We start from the raw sequence: 18,046 nt of genomic DNA on the forward strand, positions 1-18,046 counted from the left end.
CTTTCAACACGGAGCGAAAAGTGCCGAAGAATAACAATAAAGCAAGACGATTTACATCAATCGAATTGTTTGCTGGTGCTGGAGGACTTGCGATTGGTCTAGACAAGGCTGGTTTTGATCATATCGGTTTAGTCGAATTTAATAAAGCAGCCGCCGAAACGCTCAAAATCAATCGACCCGATTGGAATGTTTTATGTGAAGATGTTGCCAAAGTTGCACAGCGCAATTTAACTAAAGAATTTAAAATAAAGTCCGGCGAACTTGATTTGCTCTCTGGCGGAGCTCCATGCCAAAGTTTTAGTTATGCAGGAAAAAGACTTGGGCTTGAAGATGTTCGTGGAACAATGTTCTATCACTATGCAACTTTTTTGCACAAACTCCAACCAAAGATGTTCCTTTTTGAAAATGTAAAAGGATTGCTTTCTCACGATGGAGGCAAAACATATCAGACCATCTTGAACATTTTTGAAGATGAAGGATATGAAACATATCATCAAGTATTGAATGCATGGGATTATAACAATCCACAGAAGAGAGAACGACTGATAACCATTGGCGTTCGCAAAGATTTAGTTTCCAAAGTAAAATTCGAATTTCCGAAACCGCATAAGTATAAACCAGTTCTAAAAGATGTGAAACTGGATGTCAATCCTGACAAGGATCACTGCGCTCGATATTCCGAAGCGAAAGAAAAAGTTTTCGCTCTTGTCCCTCCAGGCGGATATTGGAGAGATATAGATCCAGAAATTGCCAAAACATATATGAAAACATGTTGGGATATGGAAGGCGGTCGTACGGGCATTCTGAGAAGAATAAGCCTTGATGAACCATCACTAGCTGTTTTAACCAATCCGGGAATGAAACAGACCGATAGATGCCATCCCTTGGAGGTTCGTCCATTTAGTGTTCGCGAAAATGCACGGTTTCAGTCTTTTCCAGAGAAATGGAAATTTGCAGGAAAATTGGCTGAACAATATAAGCAGGTCGGCAATGCAGTTCCAGTCAACTTGGCAAAAGATATTGGTGAGCAAATTGCAAAAGTGTTAAAAGAGGTCTAACCATGTGGGATTTGGAATTTATATCAGAAGAAGATTTTGAAAACCACGTTAGGAAAACTATCGAAAATTACAGAGAATCCTTAAAGTCTATGACTTTAAAGGATTTCAACAAGAACATAATTGACCCGGTAAAATTTGCTTTTGATAAAGCTTTGTATGGAATATCTTGGCAGGAATTAATCAATAACGAAATAACTCGTCAAAGAGACAAGACGAATAATAATTATATAGGTTATTTCCACCAATACATATTTAAGTATATTGATAAATGCATCGTTCCTCCGAATGGCAAGGATGGAGGCTGGGATGTTATCTATAAAAATCCTGATGGATTATATTTTGCCCCCAATGATGAATGTGACGAACTAGTACATACGATTTACGTGGAAATGAAAAACAAGCACAACACGATGAACAGTTCAAGCGCCGAAAGAACCTATAAAAAGATGCAACAACAGTTATGTAATGATGATGATTGTGCTTGCTACCTCGTGGAGGCTATTGCAAATGATTCTCAAAATATCGTTTGGGAAACAACTGTTGACAAGAAAAAAGTGCATCACAAAAGAATCCGTCGTGTGAGCATAGATCAATTCTACAACATTGTCACGGGGCAATCTGATGCATTCTATAAGGTTTGTATGAAACTACCCGAAATAATTGCAAAAGTCGCGCCTCAAATGACAAATGATAAAAATGTTGATGACACCGTGTATTCTGAATTAAAAAAAGAGGCAAAACATTACAAGGCTGGTGATGAGGATGTAAATTTAACCTTAGCGATGTATATGCTTGGCTTTAGTTCTTATCTTGGATTTAATGGAACTAACTAATCTTTGCACTCAAGAGAAAGAAATTCCATCTCGGCACAAAAACAGTCATGCAGAACTACGCAAATAATCCTTCCGCGCAAAGAGAACTCACGGGGTTGACAGCATTGTGATTTTGAAATCCAATGCACGCGTCTCGTTATGTAAGATTTTCTCTGTGTTTTCAATTTGACAATCAGTGATTGCCAAATCTCCAATCCCCCAAATTTCACGCTAAGTTGAAATCATTATCAGGTTCTCATGCGCATCAGGAATGCCGGCGAGCGGCGCTTTTACGAAATTGAGGCAACATCCGAGAGCAGCACTCACCCGTAAACAAGCCCTAGCGCGATGGCGAGCAGGCTGAGCACCGCAATCTGCTTGACGATGGCGAAATTTTCACGACTGAACATACTTTACCTCAGCTCGATTTTCTGGATGCGGCCGCCGAGCCTTACCACGTATGCGCCGGGAGCAAGATTCCTCACCGAAACTTGCGCGGCGTGCCCGCGGGCAACCACCATGCCGTGCAGGTTCATCAGGGCGTAATCCGCAGCCTGCGAGAAACGCAACCCATCCACGCGAGAAACCCCGACAATCCGCGCTCCAAGATTCCCAGGCGCCGCGACCAACGACGTAATTTCTGCGGAACTGCTCGACACGTCCTCGAAGCTGGAACTTTCGGGCGCGACCTCTACGCTGGAAGAACTATATGCAGATTCGTCGCCCATGTATTCAAACTTGAACGACTGATTCTGCGTCCCGGTCTGTTTCCACACGACAAGCGGCATGCCCGCCTCCGTAGAGATGTTCAGGACATCGCCCAGGTATTCACTTGCGGTATCCGCGTACAGGCGGTAACCGTCATCCACGTTAAAGTTCTCGATGACAATGCGGTTTTCGGTTTCGACGGTCCTTGCGGTATCCAGCAGATTTCCCTTTCCGAACGAAAGGTACTTTCCCGTCTCGAGGTTCCTGAGCGTGTAGGTGTAACCGTCGATTCTTTTGAGCGCCCACAACTGCGATTCACTTTCTTCGGAATCCATCTGGATTACCGCGGAAGCTGCATCTTCGAGACTCAGGCCGCTGTGCCGCGCCTTGATGCGGTAAACGCCATCCCTGATCGGCGCATGGTCAACCTTCTTTACGCCCGCGTCGGTCATGGTAATGTTCGCGATGGTCGAGTCGTTTTCGTAGTAGGCGTAGTCCACGCACAGCGCACGGCGGAAACTGCCGCCAATCGCGCCCGTATGGTATATGTAATACCACTGGTTATGGAATTCGACGAACGCCTGATGGCTCGTGTTGGAATTCTTGTTGTAGCCGACAATGACCTTGGAATTGGATACGGGCCCCGTCGGGCTTTTCATGGTCGCCTGGCCAATGCGTTCTTCCCAGCCGTAGGCATACGTCAAAAAGTAGTAGCCGTTCCTTTTATGAACGTACGGAGCCTCGGTAAAACTGGGCGGCGTCACGTTGAACATGTTGCCTTGCAGTTCGACCATATTTTCCTTGAGCCTGTAGCCCATCACGGCGCCGTTGCCCCAATAAATATAGGCCTGTCCGTCGTCATCGATAAAGACGGTCGGATCGATATCGTAATTCACGCCGCTATTCGCAGCAGTCATGTCGCTTGTAATGAGTGCCTTGCCGATGGCATCCTTGTACGGGCCTGCCGGATGGTCCGCAACGGCGACGCCAACCGCAAAGTCCCTGCCGTCGTGCACGGTCACGTACCAGTAGAACTTGCCGTTACGTTCGATAGTCTGGCTCGCCCAAGCACTGCCACGCGCCCACTTGAACGACTTGATAGAAAGCGCGGCCCCGCGATCCACCCAGGTATCCATATCTCCCGAAGAGAATATGTGCCAGTCGTTCATTATGTAACCTTCGTGACCGGCGGGCGCTTCGTCATGCCCCGTGAAGATATACATGGTATCGTTGTAAACGAGCCCTGCGGGGTCTGCCGTGAACATGTTCGTGACAACGGGATTGCTTGCGGCAAATGCACCAACAGCAAGCGACAACCCGGCACCTATAAAACCACCCCGAAGGGCGTTTCCCAATCCATACATCCAAACACTCCTGTTTTTAGAATAAGTTAATTCCGCTAGAACATCACCCGATACGGAATCCGGCTGTCAAAACTGCGGCCCTTGAGGTCACGGTAACCCTTGCGAGCAAGCACCTGCATTCCCTGGCGAGCTGCGCGCGGAGCAATCGCGGTAGTTCCACTGCTGGAACTTTCGGGCGCGACTTCGCTGCTGGAAGATTCCTTGATGCTAGAAGACGATTCCGGTTCAATGGCCGGCGGGGTCGCCTTCGCGAGTTTCACCTTCTGGTTGTCCGCACCGGTGCGCACCCAGGTAATCACAGGCATGCCCGCGTCCTTCGAGACATTCAGCACGTCGCCCACAAAGTCGCTGTCGTAATCGCCATACAGGTAGTAGCCCTTCGCGGCAGAGGCATTCTCGATGCGGATTTCGCAGGCAGTCGCCGACGTCTTGACGGTATCGAGCAGCGTCTTGGGCGGGCAATAGTAGCGGCCGGTACCGTAATTCTTGAGCGTGTAATGGCGGGCATTTTTCGCGCTGCGTTCCACGGTCCAGAACTGATTCGCATCCCTTTCGCTTTCGGGGCGCTGCACCACGATTCCGCTCTCTTCGACCAGCGAAAGCGCGCTGTGCGAAACGGTCAGGCGGTACGTGCCGTTTTCCACGAGTGCGTTATTTACTTTGTCTACACCCGTGGTGGTACGCTTGATTTTCTGGATATTCGCATTCTCGTCATAATACAGGTAGTCGATATTCACAGAACGGCGGTAAGTCCAGCCGCCCGGAGCGTTCGCACCATGATACATAAAGTACCAGTGACCGAGATACTTGAAAATCGCCTGGTGGTTCGTCTCGGAATTGTCGAGCTTGTCGTTCAGCACCCCCTTCTGCGTCCACGGGCCATTCAGGCTCGTGGCCATGGAGTAGTTTGTCGTAGACGGGTAGCCCGAGGCGTAACTGAAGTAGTAGTTGCCGCGGTATTTGTGCATCCAGGGAGCTTCGAAAAAGTCCCTTATCTTGATGTCCTCGGGCGTACTCGCGAGCTCAATCATGTTTTCCTTGAGTTTCACGCGACGGCCCGCGTTCCACGAGCCCCAATACATCCAGATATCGTTCCCATCGTAGAAAATTGCGGGGTCGATATTCAGCGCGACATCGTTCGGGGTATCGTCGGTCACGAGCGCCTTGCCAATGGCATCTTTCCACGGGCCCGAGGGGTGATCGGCCACCGCGACGCCAATCGCGAAGCCTTCATCACGCACGACAGTCGCATGATGCACCGCCACGTACCAATAGAACTTGCCGTTACGGTATTCGCAGTGGCCCGCAAAGGCGTTGCCGCTTGCCCACTTGAAGGTCCGCCACGAAAGTACCGCACCGTAGTCATGGTAGTTTTCCATGTCGTCGGTCACCAGCACGTGCCAGTCGTTCATCAAGAAGAACTTGTTGTTATTCCCCTGAGCACCCTGCTCGTCGTGGCCCGCAAAAATAAACAAGCTGTCGTTGTGCACGAGCGCCGCGGCATCGGCAGAGTAGAATTTTGTAGTGAGGGGGTTTGCCGCAAAACAGGTCGCAGCTAGAAGCAGAGCAATTGAAGAAATTTTATGCATAATAAAGCCTACCTTAAGGGAGATCCCCGCCTACGCGGGGATGACATAAAGGGTTACAATTCATCGTTAGAACATCACCCTGTACGGAATCTGCTTGTCAAAACTACGGCCCTTGAGGTCACGGTAACCCTTGCGTGCAGGAGTCTGCATATCGTTGCGGATTACGCGTGGAACAATCGCGGTCGTTCCGCTGCTGGAACTAGATTCTTCCGGAGCCGCGCTAGAACTGGATGCCGGCGGAACCACGCTGGAGCTCGATGCAGGCGGTTCAGCAATTTTTCCGAAGCGGATGTTGCCCACCAGCACTTCGCCGCTCATGCCGCTACCCGTGAGGTAGAAGTCCTTGACGCCCGAAAGCTTCTTGGTGGCAGAGCAGTTCAATTCGGTCCAGGCGCCGTTTGCGCAGCTCGAAGGAACGGTGCACTTGGAAAGTTCCGTACCCGAGGCAGAACCCTCGCGGATGCTGAGCGTTCCGCCGCTGCACTGCTGCAGTTCGACCTTGACTTCGGTGCTCTTGATAGAATCCGTCACCACGTTTTCGAAGATGGCGTAGCCGCCGTTCTTGACGGCAAGCTTGTCGTCCTTGGTGAGACGCACCTTGATTCCGTTATCGAATCCGTTGCCCGGAATGGTATCGCGAATCACGCGCAAGAAGTCGATGCGGTCCAGTTCCGCAAAATTCTGGTCGGGCTCCACCTCAATAAAGTTGCCGCCGCGCTTGAGCTTTGCAGGCACCATCGCCACGGACTTTTCGGGGAAACTGCCCCAGGCGCCCGTCTTCGGGAGCTTTACCGTCTGCGCCTTTCCATTCACCGTTACTTTATGTGTAGCATCATTATCGCCGCCGTTCGCGTAGCGGTAACGCATAATGTAGTCGCCTGCCTGCATAATGTTCATCGGCAAGCGAATCTTGGAACCCTTCGTATTGATGTAGCCCACGTATTCGCCGTTCGAGGCTTCCTTCGTGTAATTGAAGGTCAGGTCATCCGTCGCACCGCGTGTCATAATGCCGTGTTCCGCCTCGGCACTCAGGTAGCGCCCGAGGAAGGGCTGCCCCATTTCGGGCCAGTTGTCGTCGGTAAAAACCAGGTCGCGAATGTGGATGTGGTTGTACTTGTCGCCGGTCAGGTCGTAGTAATGATGCACAAAGCGGATGCGGTTCAGGTCCTTGAAGGCTTCGCCGCCGCCCGGGCCCACGTAACGGCTGTAACGCTGCATCAGGATGGTTCCGCCACCCTTGTTGAGTTCCTTGCCGCTGCGGTCCTTGTAGGTTCCGTTCACCTTGTCGGCGCGGCCCATGGCCGTCTTGTAAGTGGTCTGTTCGATTTCGTTACCTTGTTTGCAACATACATCCCAAGCCGTGAACAAGAAATACTGCCCGCCGTGCTCGATGAGGCTCGGACCTTCGATACCCGTACCTCCGCGCGTCGCAATCATGTAGTTCGTCTTGTCGTCGCTCGCCTGCTTGCCCGTCTTGGGGTCCAGCTTGATCAAGCGGATACCGCCCGCATTCCAGGAGCCGTAAGTCATCCAGTACTGGCCATCGGGAGTCACCACCACGTCGGCATCAATCGCGTTGTAGTTGTTGCTGTTCGTGGTGCGCGTCACTTCGCCCTGGTCCGTCCAACCTTTCGCCGGATTCAAGAAATCCAGGTTCGCGTTCGTCGCGACACCGATTGCAGACGTGCGCTGGCCAAAAACGGAGCCGCAGTAGAACACGCCGTACTGGTTATTGAAATGGAACAGGTCCGGAGCCCAGATGCCGTCGGTCTTGCCGCCTACGGCGTTCTTGAGCCACTGCGGGCTATCGTTGAAGATTTGCCCCTTCGAACTCCACTTGACCATGTCCGTCGAGGTCCACATCGCCAGATTGTTATTCGTGGACATAAGGATGTAGCCATTCTCGTCCCTGTACATGGAAGGGTCATGGCCCCCTTGGCGCACGTCAGTTGCATACCACGACTGAGCGAACGCACCTTGGCCCGCAAAAGCGAGCGTGAAAATTGCCGCGGACACCACTCCGCGAGAATTCAATCCCATCACACCAAACATTTTATCTCCCTTTTTACTATAAGGTTTGCTACTTTAAATATACGCTAATTTTTATTAAAAGTCAATAGTTTTTACGCAATTTCAAACTAGATGATGTAATTTTTACAACACTTTATTTAAAAAAAGTCTACATTTCGCAAAACAAGCCCCGAAAGGGGCCTTAAACACCCGTTTATTCCTTTATAACCGCATATTGCAGGGCGTAGAACAGTCGCATCCAGTTGTTGGACTGCGTACCGTCGAAGAAGAACACCTCGTCGATACCGCCGCGAAGCCCGCCGTAGCCGATCGAGGGGTTGAATGCAGCCGCAAAGCCCTCGCCCGAATCGAACTGCCTGGATTCCAGCAGCGCTCCGTCGATGAACGTGGTCACGCTATCGCCGTGAATTTTGAACGAATAGTTATGCCACGTGCCGTCGAGCACCCCGTTCGCACGCCCCACGACCGTGTTGTAGACACCCGTACGCGTATCGAGTCTGAGGTTCACCGCACCCGATGTTCCGCGCTTCTGCAGAGTGAAGCCCACGCTATCCTTCTTGGCCGAAATAATTTGTGCGTACTCGCCCACCTGCATGGAATCGATATTGAACCAGATGGAAAGCCCCATGTAGTAGCCGTCTTCGGAGAAGGGCTTGAAATCGGGAATGTAGAACCAGTTGTCGGTAGAATCCACCCAGCGGGAATTGCCGAGCACAGACACAAGCTCGTTGCCGGTGGCGAGCGCCGCTTCGGAAGGAACTATCGAATCAAAATGCTCCACATACCGAGCCAGAGCCAAGTCAATGTGGTCGCTGGACTGGCACGATTCTACGATGTCAAGGGAAATCGCGCCATTCCCGTCGAAGGCGACCTGCGGAAGCACACCCCAATAAACAGCGGAATCAGAAGTCTTTGCCGTGGGGACATCCGCAAGTTCGGCACGACTGAGGCGCACCATGTTGCCGTCAGCATCCAGCAGGCAGGGATTTTTTACATTCGGGAGCCGGACCGCGAAAGGCATATCTTCGAACACTTCATCCGACGAGGCCAAATCCACAAAACCCTCGGGAAGCACGAGCGCGACAGCGCCCTTGAATTCCGCATCCAGCGCACGGTCGACATTCGTGGATTTTTCCTCAACGTTCCAGGAAACAGCTACCGTACGCACGGCACCGTCCACAGGGTGCACCGAAACGGATTCGTAATCGCCCACGGGCAGGCTGTCAAGCGACATCACGCCCGACGCGCACTCAATCGAGGTCGCCACATGCCTGTAGTCCACCGTATCTACATACAAAGTATCGCCTACGGTATCGGCGCTGGCCTTGAACACCACGACAGTATCGCCCGCGACAACATCCAGATTTTCGGTAGAAACAAGAATCCGCGCAAGCCCCTTGTTGCCCGTATTCGTCTCGATAAGGATTCCTGCGGAATCCGTAGAAGACGTATTGCTGCAGCCCGCAAAGAAGGCGAGCACGCACACCGCGGCAAAAGCGAACGCAAGACGCTCCGCACCAAAGATATTCCTAAAGCATCCCATAAACACTTCCCTCCCTACGCCTCGCCCGCACCGGACGGTTTATTATTTTCGCGAATGTTGCTGAACACGTGCAGGTTCACATGTTCCACGACGGTCGGCATCTCGTTATCGGCCATCACGATCTGGCGCACCTGCGCCTTGAACTTTTCGGCAGCCTTCTCGACCTTCGCCTGCGCGGATTTCGACACCGCAAACGTGAACGTGGTCATATCGCGGGATTCGCTCCCTTCGGATTCCAGTGCCTGCTTCGAGAGTTCCAGGCACTGCTTCTGGAACTGGAGCACCATCTGGCTCTTGCTCTGCTGCACCGTGGCAAGGCTATCCTTCGTCGGCTTCCAGAACCCGCGTTCGTCCTTGCGCACGAGCGACATCTTCTGCATAAGTTCAAGGCTTGCCTTCAAGCGCTTCTCGGACACGGGCGGGAAAATCTTCGCCGCAAGTTCCGACACGTCGTCGCCCACATCCATCACCTCGAGAATCGCGTAAACCGTGCTGTTGTACCAGTTGCCAAAGAACTCGTAGCTGTCCGGGTCCACAATCGCCTGCGGGTTCTTGTTCAGGCGCATCATGGCATCGAACGCCGCTTCGCGCACCTGGGCTGTCTTCCCCTGGTCAAAATCGACCATCGCCTCGAAATACCTCGCCTCGTTCCCCTTGAGCCCGATAACATTTATAAAGCGCTCGCGCATGTTGTCGGTCACGCGCTTGCCCTGCACCACGTCGTTGAAATAGCTGCGGGTATTCGGGAGCCCCAGCAAGCTGCAGAACTCGGTACGCGAAAACGAAGGCTCCGCCGCCTGACGGCGCTCCTGGTATTCGGCCAGGAACTTGCGGAACTTGGTAAACTCGAAAATGTTTACGAAGGTATTCATGATATTAAATATACATAAAAATGTAGTACATGGTATAGTAATTATTAACTTTTTGTACATCCGCACTCTTCGCTCGACATTCGATGAAAGCCGTTGACTTTTAGAAAAGGCCTCAAAACGGCGAAAACGGAACTTTTTTCAGCAATTTTTCCAAAAATGTAGACATTTTACAACAACAAACAACTAACAATCTTTGTAAATTAAGGTAAATTATTGAGAAAATGTAGACTTTTAATAAAAATTTAGATTATATTAAAAATCGGTACGATAAGTACCTGTTTGGTATAACTTCGACCCTTTTGGGGAGGAAAATATGGTGTATTGTGGAAAGAAAACGCCGCTTGCGGCGTGTGTAGCGTTGTCCTTTGGACTCGCCATCCCGTCTTTCGCGGCCCCGCGTCAGATGGAAAAACTGAGCCGCGGTCTCGTGGCTTCTAACGTCGGAAAAGGCATGCTGGTCAGCTGGCGCCTGCTCGGGAGCGACGCCCCGAATACCGAGTTCAACCTCTACCGCGACGGGACAAAAATTGCGACCATCGCAGGGAACGGCGCGACAAACTACCTCGACGCTTCGGGTAAGGCGACCTCCAAGTATACGGTCGCCGCAGTCGTGGACGGCAAGGAAGGCGCGCAGGCCGGGCTCTCGTTCGTGTTCGACAAGTCGGCCAATTCCGACGGCAAGAACATCCCGTATGCAACTCTCAAGCTTGACCGCCCGGGCGACCTCAAGATGCCCGACGGTTCCAGCTGCAGCTACACCTCAAACGACATGAGCGTGGGCGACCTGGACGGCGACGGTGAACTCGAGCTTGTCGTAAAGTGGGATCCGAGCAACCAGAAGGACAACTCGCAGAGCGGCTACACGGGCAACGTGTACATCGACGGCTACAAGATGAACGGCAAAAAGCTGTGGCGCATCGACCTGGGCCGAAACATCCGCGCGGGCGCTCACTACACGCAGTTCATGGTCTACGACCTGGACGGCGACGGCATCGCCGAAGTCGCCATGAAGACAAGCGACGGCACGGTCGACGGTACGGGCAAGGTCATCGGCGACAAGAGCAAGGATTACCGCACAAAGACCGGTACCATCATGAGCGGGAACGAGTTCCTGACCGTGTTCAACGGCAAGACGGGTGCAGCCATCACGACCATCGACTACGTGCCGGGCCGTAATATCACCAAGAACTGGGGCGACAACTACGGCAACCGCAGCGAACGCATGCTCGCGGCCATCGCCTACCTCGACGGTGTACACCCGAGCCTCGTGATGATGCGCGGCTACTACACCTACGCCTACGCGGTCGCCTACGACTTCGACGGCAAGCAGCTCAAGCAGCGCTGGTACCACAAGTCCGAAACGAGGGGCCAGGGCATCTTTGGCGAAGGCAACCACAACGTTTCCGTGGGCGACATCAACGGCGACGGCAAAGACGAAATCGTGTTCGGTTCCGCGGCGCTCAAGTCCGACGGCACGCTCCTTTACCGCACAGGGCTCGGACACGGCGACGCACTCCACCTCTCTGACATGGACCCCGACCGCCCGGGCCTTGAATCGTGGGACGTTCACGAAGAAAAGTCCGCCACCTACACCGACGACTTCCGCGGCCCCGACGGTAAGATTATCTGGGGCACCAAGCAGCCGAACCCGGGCGTAGACAACGGCCGAGGCCTCGCCGCAGACATTGACGCGGACCATCGCGGATTCGAAATGTGGAGCAGCGCGGGCGACGGCGTGAAGAACGTGAAGGGCCAGAAGATTTCGGGCAGCAAGCCCTCGGTAAACTTCCGCATCTATTTCGACGGAGACCTGCAAGACGAACTGCTTGACGGCGCAATAGACAAGTGGAGCACCAAGGACAAGAAGGCGAACCGCTACTTTACCTACGGCAACGTGAACAAGTCCACTACGAACAACGGAACAAAGAAGAACCCGAGCCTCGTGGCCGATTTATTCGGCGACTGGCGCGAAGAACTTATCCTGCGTTCGGGCAGCGACGCCTCCATGATTACGATTTTCGGCACTCCGGTCACGACGGATTACCGCGTGTACACCCTGATGCACGACCCGCATTACCGCGTGAGCATTGCCTGGCAGAACGTGGCCTACAACCAGCCGCCGCACCTGGGCTACTACCTGCCCGACGCGGTAAAGAACCTGAAGCAGCCTTCCATTTATCTCGCAGGTGACGGTACTACCCCCGTCGTTATTGACCCGGTGATTACGGACCCGGTGATTGTCGACCCACCCGACACGTCGGCGACCCCGGTGGATACGCTCAATAACAACAACGGCACGACCGTCCTTGCGACAGGCGTGCAGAAACTTGCCCGTGGCGGATATGCCGAAATCGAGATTTACAACATGAGCGGCCGCATCGTAGGGACCATCGCGAAGTTTGTCGCCGCGGGCGAGCCCGCCGTGGACCTCTCGCAGGAACCGCTCCCGAAGGGGAGTTATCTCGTGCGCGTAAAAATCGACGGCAAGTACATCTCCAAGGGAATCTTTAAGAAATAGAACCCCCATAAGCTCCCCGTCTAGCGCCCTTTCTCGGAAGGGCGTTAGGCGGCTTTTAACATTAACGGATTTTACAAAAAGGGATTGGTTTAAAATGAACGGATTTTATTCAATGATTTGGCAAAGCCTCGTGGCAATTTCCATGGTCATTGCCCCGGCAGCCGTATGGGCGAAAGTAACCATCTACATGTGCGGCGATTCCACCATGCAGGACTGGAACGCAGGCTATTATCCCAAACAGGGCATCGGCCAGAATTTCGGATACTTCTTCGATTCCGGGCTCGCGACCGTCAAAAACCACGGTGCGGGCGGTACCGCCGCAGAAACTTATTACAACGGCGGGAAATGGGCCCCGGTCAAGAATGCCCTCCAGAAGGGCGACTATGTATTCATCAAGTTCGGAATCAACGACCGCAACTACAGTTCCGAAGCCGGTTACCGCACCTACATGACCAAGATGATCAACGAGGCGAAGGCCAAGGGAGCCTACCCCATCATCGTGAATCCGGTACGCCGCAGCGATTTCCGCGGAACAAAGCAGGATTCAATTTACGAATCCTACCACAACTACCCGATTATCGCACGCGAACTTTCGAAAACGCTCAACACGCCCATCATCGACATGGACACACTGAGCCGCAACTACCTGCTTTCCGTAGGCCAGTTCTACGCTCACCATTACCTGAACGTGGTGCTCGACAAGGGCGAATACAGCAACTACGCGAACGGGAACAATGACAACCTTCATTTCCAGCAGAATGGAGCCATCGCTTTCGGACGTATCATTACCGAGCAGCTGCGCGTTCACCCGGACGCTCAGGTGAAAAAACTCGCCGACTACTTGGCGCCCATGTACAAAGTAGACGTGAAAGTCAGCCCCGCAGGTTCTGACCAGGCAACGACAATCAGCTCCTATTATCCCAAGGGCATGACGGTGACGCTCAAGACCACCCCGAAATCCGGCAAGAAATTTCTTGGCTGGTATGACGGCAACGGCAAAAAGGTAAGCGGAAACGCAAACGCCTCGGTAAAATCAGACAAGATATACACCTTCGTCATGGGTTCCGCCAGCACGCAATACACCGCTGTTTACGAAGGCGGCACCGCAGAAAAATACACCGGCGACGGCAAGGCTTTGACAAGTTTCCCGACAGGGACGCCGAAAAAGCTTTCCGATGTAGCATACTCCGTAGAGACTACCGCGAAAGACACCGTCCAGGAAGAAGAAAAGCATATAAGCCTAGACATCAAGAACTTTATCGACGCCGCCAATCCCGATACGGGAAACGGCGCCACCGAGGCAAACCACGAAGGCTATACAGGCAACGGTTTCTTCAATTTCGAAAACGCGCTGAATTCTACCGCCGAATACAAGATGAAGTTTCCCTCTGCAGGCTACGTGACTATGGGAATCCGCTATTCCTTTGCCGGCACCGAAGAGCGCTCGCTGAACGTGTACCTCGACCACGATTATATCGTGAAGTTCAAGCCCACGGCAGATTGGGACACCTGGGATACCGCCTACGTGGATCTGGACCTCATCAACGGCGAAGGAATCCTCAAGTTCATTTCCATGACCGAAAACGGAGGGCCGAACATAGATGCTTTTGGATTCAGCGTTGACGGCGTGGAACGAATCGTCCCCGAAGTCGAGACAACGTCCCTGAAAGGCGACATTCTTTCTGTCTCGAAAAACAAAAACACGAGGATAGATGTTTTCGACATGTCGGGCCGTCTGGTCGCCCGCAAGCTCTCCGGCAGCGACAACATAGACCTGTCCGACATCGTCCAGGCAAGCGGAATCTACCGCATCATCGTCCGCAACGGGAAACACAAATTTAGCGCCACCTGGGCCAACATAAAATAAGGAGTCTGCATGAAGAGTCTTTTCAAATACGCCATCGTGGCCGGCCTGTTTACAAGCCTTGCCGTGAGCGACACCACATCCTTCACCATCCATGTCATCGGCGATTCTACGGTCTGCAACTACAAGGATTCCGCATACCCGCAAAAAGGTTGGGGCCAGGTGCTGAACAACTTCTTCGACGCCTCCCGCGTGAAAGTAAACAATGTGGCTATTGGCGGGCGCAGTTCCAAGAGTTTCATCGTTGACGGGCGTCTAAAAAGCCTCGAGCCAAACATCCAGAAAGGGGATTTCGTATTCGTGCAGTTCGGGCATAACGACCGCACCGCAAACAAGCCGGAACGCTACGTTCCCCAGGATTCCTTCCCGTATTACATGAAGCAGTACATCACGACGGCGCAAAAGCGCGGGGCAACCCCGGTGTTGGTTTCAACCGTCACCATGAGCGGTTCGCGCAACGTATTTTCTACCGGAAGCAACAACTACGATTCCCGCGGCATGATGCTAAAGCTTGCGAAGGATTACAAGATTCCCTTCGTAGACCTGAACATGAAATCCTACAATACCTATAACAATACATACAAAGGAATGATGGATTCGTATGTCAAGAAATTCCTTTATATGCAACTGGATGCAGGACTTTACCCCAACTACCCCAACGGCAGTAACGACGGGAATACGCACTTCCAAGAAATGGGCTCCATGGGCCACGGCACCATGATTGCAGAAGAACTGGAAAGGGGCGTAAACGACACCTTCCTTTCGCCCGAATCAAAGGCAGAACTCACAAAGCTCGTTTCGGCGTTACGCCCCCGCTACAAGGTGACCGTAAAGGCGAACATCGCGACAAAGGGCGCTATCACGCAGAATCAGAGTTTCCCGGGAGGTTCCCCCATGACCCTTCGGGTGGCACCCGCAAGCGGCGAGACCTTTGAATACTGGGCAGACGAAAACTGCAAGAAGATTTCGTCCAACAAGCTCTACTACGGTTTCAAGACGCCTAATCACAACACGACCTACACCGCCATGTTCAAGGGCGGCTCCGCCTGTGTCGCCAATTCAGCCACAGAAAACGAAAGTTCCAGTTCTGTAGCGCCCGAATCTTCCAGTTCCGAAATTCCGCAATTCAGTTCTGCCGTCGTAGAATGTTCCAACCTCAAGGGAATCAAGGCTTGGCCTTCACCCATCGACATGGCAAACCCGGACAAGGGAGACGGCACCACCGACACGAACCACGAAGGCTACGTAGGCAAGGGATTCTTCAACCTTACCAACGACATTTCCAGCACAGCTACGTACAAGCTCACTTCCGACAGGTCAGCCACCAACGCACGGGTTATGGTGCGCTACGCTTTTGACGGGACCGAAAACCGCGACATGAAAATCAAGATCGATGCCGTCACCTACGATATAAAGCTCCCGCCTACCGGTGGCTGGGATATCTGGGACACCGCCTACGTGGAAGACGTTTGGCTAGACGCCGTAGATTTTGACATGGTCCTCTATTCCACAACAAATAACGGAGGCCCCAACGTTGACATGGTGTCCTTTACCAACGAGGCCGTACACCGGGTCGGTTGTCCCGTCGCCGAAGTACTCAGGGACTCTAGCGGCACGCAGGACCCCGAAAAGGGCACCACCATCGCCGCCACCATGCAAAAGAACCAAATGGTTTTCAACCCCCGAGATTTCACTTTCCGTTCCGCAGGCGGTTTGGCACGCATACAAATCATGAATGCACTCGGCAAGACGGTTCTCGACGAGACCCGCATGGTTTCAGCCGGCAACAAAGCAATCCTGCAAGGAGGCGCTCAGCTTTCGGCCGGTCGCTACTACTTGCGCATAGAACTTGACGGGAAAAACGCCATTTTTGCGCATTTTGCGGTATCGGGGGAATGAATTTACAAAAAAAATTAAAATTTTTCTTGCTTTTCTAAAAATTTTATAGTACATTTTGTAGTACAAGCACGAACGCGTGTAAAAGGGATGTTATTATGGATTACAAAACTGAAATCAAGGGCTACGACACCCTTGTCAAAACAGCCACGATGGTGACTGTCGCAGCGCTTCTGGCCGCATTCTCCATGGCCGAAGCCGCCGAAAACTACAAGTTTGACTTTGGCGAGGGCCCGGTTGCCGCGGGCTACACGCAGGTCAAGGCCAACACCAAGTACAGCGACTCGCAGGGCTACGGCTTCGAGAGCGGGACGGTTTCTTCGGTAGACCGCCTGTGGGACGACGACCTCACCACGGATTTCTTGACGGCGAAGGGCGACATGGTTTTCTCGGTGGCGCTCCCGCAAGGCAATTACGAGGTAACGTTCATTCTCGGTGACGGCGAGAATGAAAGCGAAACCACCGTATGGGCCGAAAACCGCAAGCTCATGCTCGACCGCGTCACCCTCGCCGGCGGCGTGTTCAGCAGGCAGACCGTTTCGCTCAGGCGCATGGAAACAAAAAGTATGGACGGCTCGGTGACCATGAGCATCAAGGACCGCGAAAAGGATTACCGCACCTGGGACAAGAAGCTCACCTTCGTCATCAGCGGCAAGGCGCCCGCCGTCGCAGGAATCGAAATCAAGCGAAACGACAACGTGACCACGCTCTGGCTCTGCGGAAACTCCACCGTGGTTGACCAGATTATGGCACCGTGGGCGGGCTGGGGCCAGATGGCCCCGGGATTTTTCAAATCCAGCCTTGCCATCGCGAACTACGCCGAATCGGGCCTTACCGCCAGCGGGTTCTACAGCATGAAGCGCCTCGCAAAGATTCTCTCCGAGGTCAAGAAGGGCGACTTCGTGACCGTGCAGTTCGCGCATAACGACCAAAAGAACCAAAACGACGTAAACAACTACGAAGCGACCCTCACCAAGTACGCAAACGAAATCAAGGCGAAGGGGGCCACTCCGCTATTCGTGACATCCACCGCAAGGCAGAACGAGACCGACCCGAAAACAGCCGTGGGCGGGCTCCCCGAACGCATGCGCGCCCTCGGCAAAAAGCTCGGCGTCACCGTGCTCGACCTGAACCAGCACAGCATCACGCTCGGCAAGGCCCTCGGAGGCAACAAGGAAAAAATGTACATGTACACCGCGAGCGACAAGACGCACTTCTGCGAATACGGCGCCTACGAACTTGCCCGCGCAAACATCGAAGAAATCAAGGCGAAAGTGCCCGAACTCGCCAAGCACCTGCGCGACGATCATGAAGCGTTCGATTCCAGCAAGCCCGACCCGCTCGACGTCCTCACACGGGCAAAGACGCCCATCACCGATGGTGGCTTGATTCAGGTGGAGCCGGAATCCAGCAGTTCCGAAGAGCCGGAATCCTCGTCAAGTGCAGAAATCGCCGGTCCGGAATCGTCCAGCGCAACAGAAGGCGCTTCCTCCGGCACAGAAGATACCGAGGGCATCACCGCCGCCGAATCCATGATGCAAAGCAATGCAATCAGCGGGCGAATCAACGGTAGCAATCTCCGTCTCGAAGGCATCGACGGCGGCGCGCACGACATCAGCGTCTTCGACATGCAAGGCCACCGCATCGCGGAATTCCGCGCCATGCAGGGGAACGAACTCCACATCACCCTGCGGCAAGGCGCCTACCTCGTCAAGGTCGCGCAAGGCAACAGGACCCTCGGGATTTTCAAGGCCACAAGGCGCTAACTCTCTCGCAACAACACACCTCCAA

11 protein-coding genes are annotated in these 18,046 nt (G+C 53.1%); 6 read left to right on the forward strand and 5 right to left on the reverse strand.

The annotated features are described in order from the left end of the window. The first annotated feature begins 20 nt into the window (after window positions 1-20). Both B9Y58_RS07760 and B9Y58_RS07765 read left to right on the forward strand, forming a co-directional pair. Window positions 21-1,058 (forward strand): DNA cytosine methyltransferase, encoded by a 1,038-nt coding sequence (locus B9Y58_RS07760; RefSeq protein ID WP_073057648.1) that lies wholly within the window; start codon window positions 21-23, stop codon window positions 1,056-1,058. Window positions 1,059-1,060: 2 nt separating this feature from the next. Next, window positions 1,061-1,891 carry an Eco47II family restriction endonuclease gene (locus tag B9Y58_RS07765; protein WP_073057573.1) on the forward strand — a complete coding sequence of 277 codons (831 nt, stop codon included), beginning with the start codon at window positions 1,061-1,063 and terminating at the stop codon, window positions 1,889-1,891. A 392-nt stretch (window positions 1,892-2,283) separates the two neighbouring features. On the opposite strand, the gene B9Y58_RS07770 is transcribed toward B9Y58_RS07765, so the two are convergent. The 5 genes from B9Y58_RS07770 to B9Y58_RS07790 form a co-directional block, all read right to left on the reverse strand. After that, complete coding sequence (locus B9Y58_RS07770) at window positions 2,284-3,942, reverse strand: family 43 glycosylhydrolase (RefSeq protein ID WP_073057570.1); 1,659 nt, start codon at window positions 3,940-3,942, stop codon at window positions 2,284-2,286. Between the two features lie 35 nt (window positions 3,943-3,977). Then, window positions 3,978-5,531: a glycoside hydrolase family 43 protein gene (locus B9Y58_RS07775; RefSeq protein WP_073057568.1), complete on the reverse strand. Its 1,554-nt coding sequence runs from the start codon at window positions 5,529-5,531 to the stop codon at window positions 3,978-3,980. A 66-nt stretch (window positions 5,532-5,597) separates the two neighbouring features. Continuing rightward, window positions 5,598-7,583 (reverse strand): family 43 glycosylhydrolase, encoded by a 1,986-nt coding sequence (locus B9Y58_RS07780; protein ID WP_233247965.1) that lies wholly within the window; start codon window positions 7,581-7,583, stop codon window positions 5,598-5,600. 172 nt (window positions 7,584-7,755) lie between these two features. Next, window positions 7,756-9,105, reverse strand: a complete 1,350-nt coding sequence (locus B9Y58_RS07785) for a LamG-like jellyroll fold domain-containing protein (protein ID WP_083532349.1) — start codon at window positions 9,103-9,105, stop codon at window positions 7,756-7,758. A 14-nt stretch (window positions 9,106-9,119) separates the two neighbouring features. Further along, entirely contained in the window at window positions 9,120-9,977 is an 858-nt protein-coding gene (locus B9Y58_RS07790; protein ID WP_073057564.1) for a TIGR02147 family protein, read from the reverse strand. Window positions 9,978-10,290: 313 nt separating this feature from the next. On the opposite strand from B9Y58_RS07790, the gene B9Y58_RS07795 reads away from it, so the two are divergent. From B9Y58_RS07795 to B9Y58_RS07810, 4 genes are all read left to right on the forward strand, one after another. After that, window positions 10,291-12,495, forward strand: coding sequence for a rhamnogalacturonan lyase family protein (locus B9Y58_RS07795; protein ID WP_073057562.1), 2,205 nt, complete (start codon window positions 10,291-10,293; stop codon window positions 12,493-12,495). 112 nt (window positions 12,496-12,607) lie between these two features. Continuing rightward, entirely contained in the window at window positions 12,608-14,362 is a 1,755-nt protein-coding gene (locus tag B9Y58_RS07800) for an InlB B-repeat-containing protein (protein ID WP_233247964.1), read from the forward strand. Between the two features lie 9 nt (window positions 14,363-14,371). Further along, on the forward strand, window positions 14,372-16,258 hold the full coding sequence (locus tag B9Y58_RS07805) for a GDSL-type esterase/lipase family protein (protein WP_085534900.1): 1,887 nt from the start codon (window positions 14,372-14,374) through the stop codon (window positions 16,256-16,258). A gap of 95 nt (window positions 16,259-16,353) precedes the next feature. Next, entirely contained in the window at window positions 16,354-18,021 is a 1,668-nt protein-coding gene (locus B9Y58_RS07810) for an SGNH/GDSL hydrolase family protein (protein WP_233247963.1), read from the forward strand. The last annotated feature ends 25 nt before the right edge of the window (window positions 18,022-18,046 follow it).

Source organism: Fibrobacter sp. UWB15 (genome assembly GCF_900177705.1).
GTDB lineage: Bacteria > Fibrobacterota > Fibrobacteria > Fibrobacterales > Fibrobacteraceae > Fibrobacter.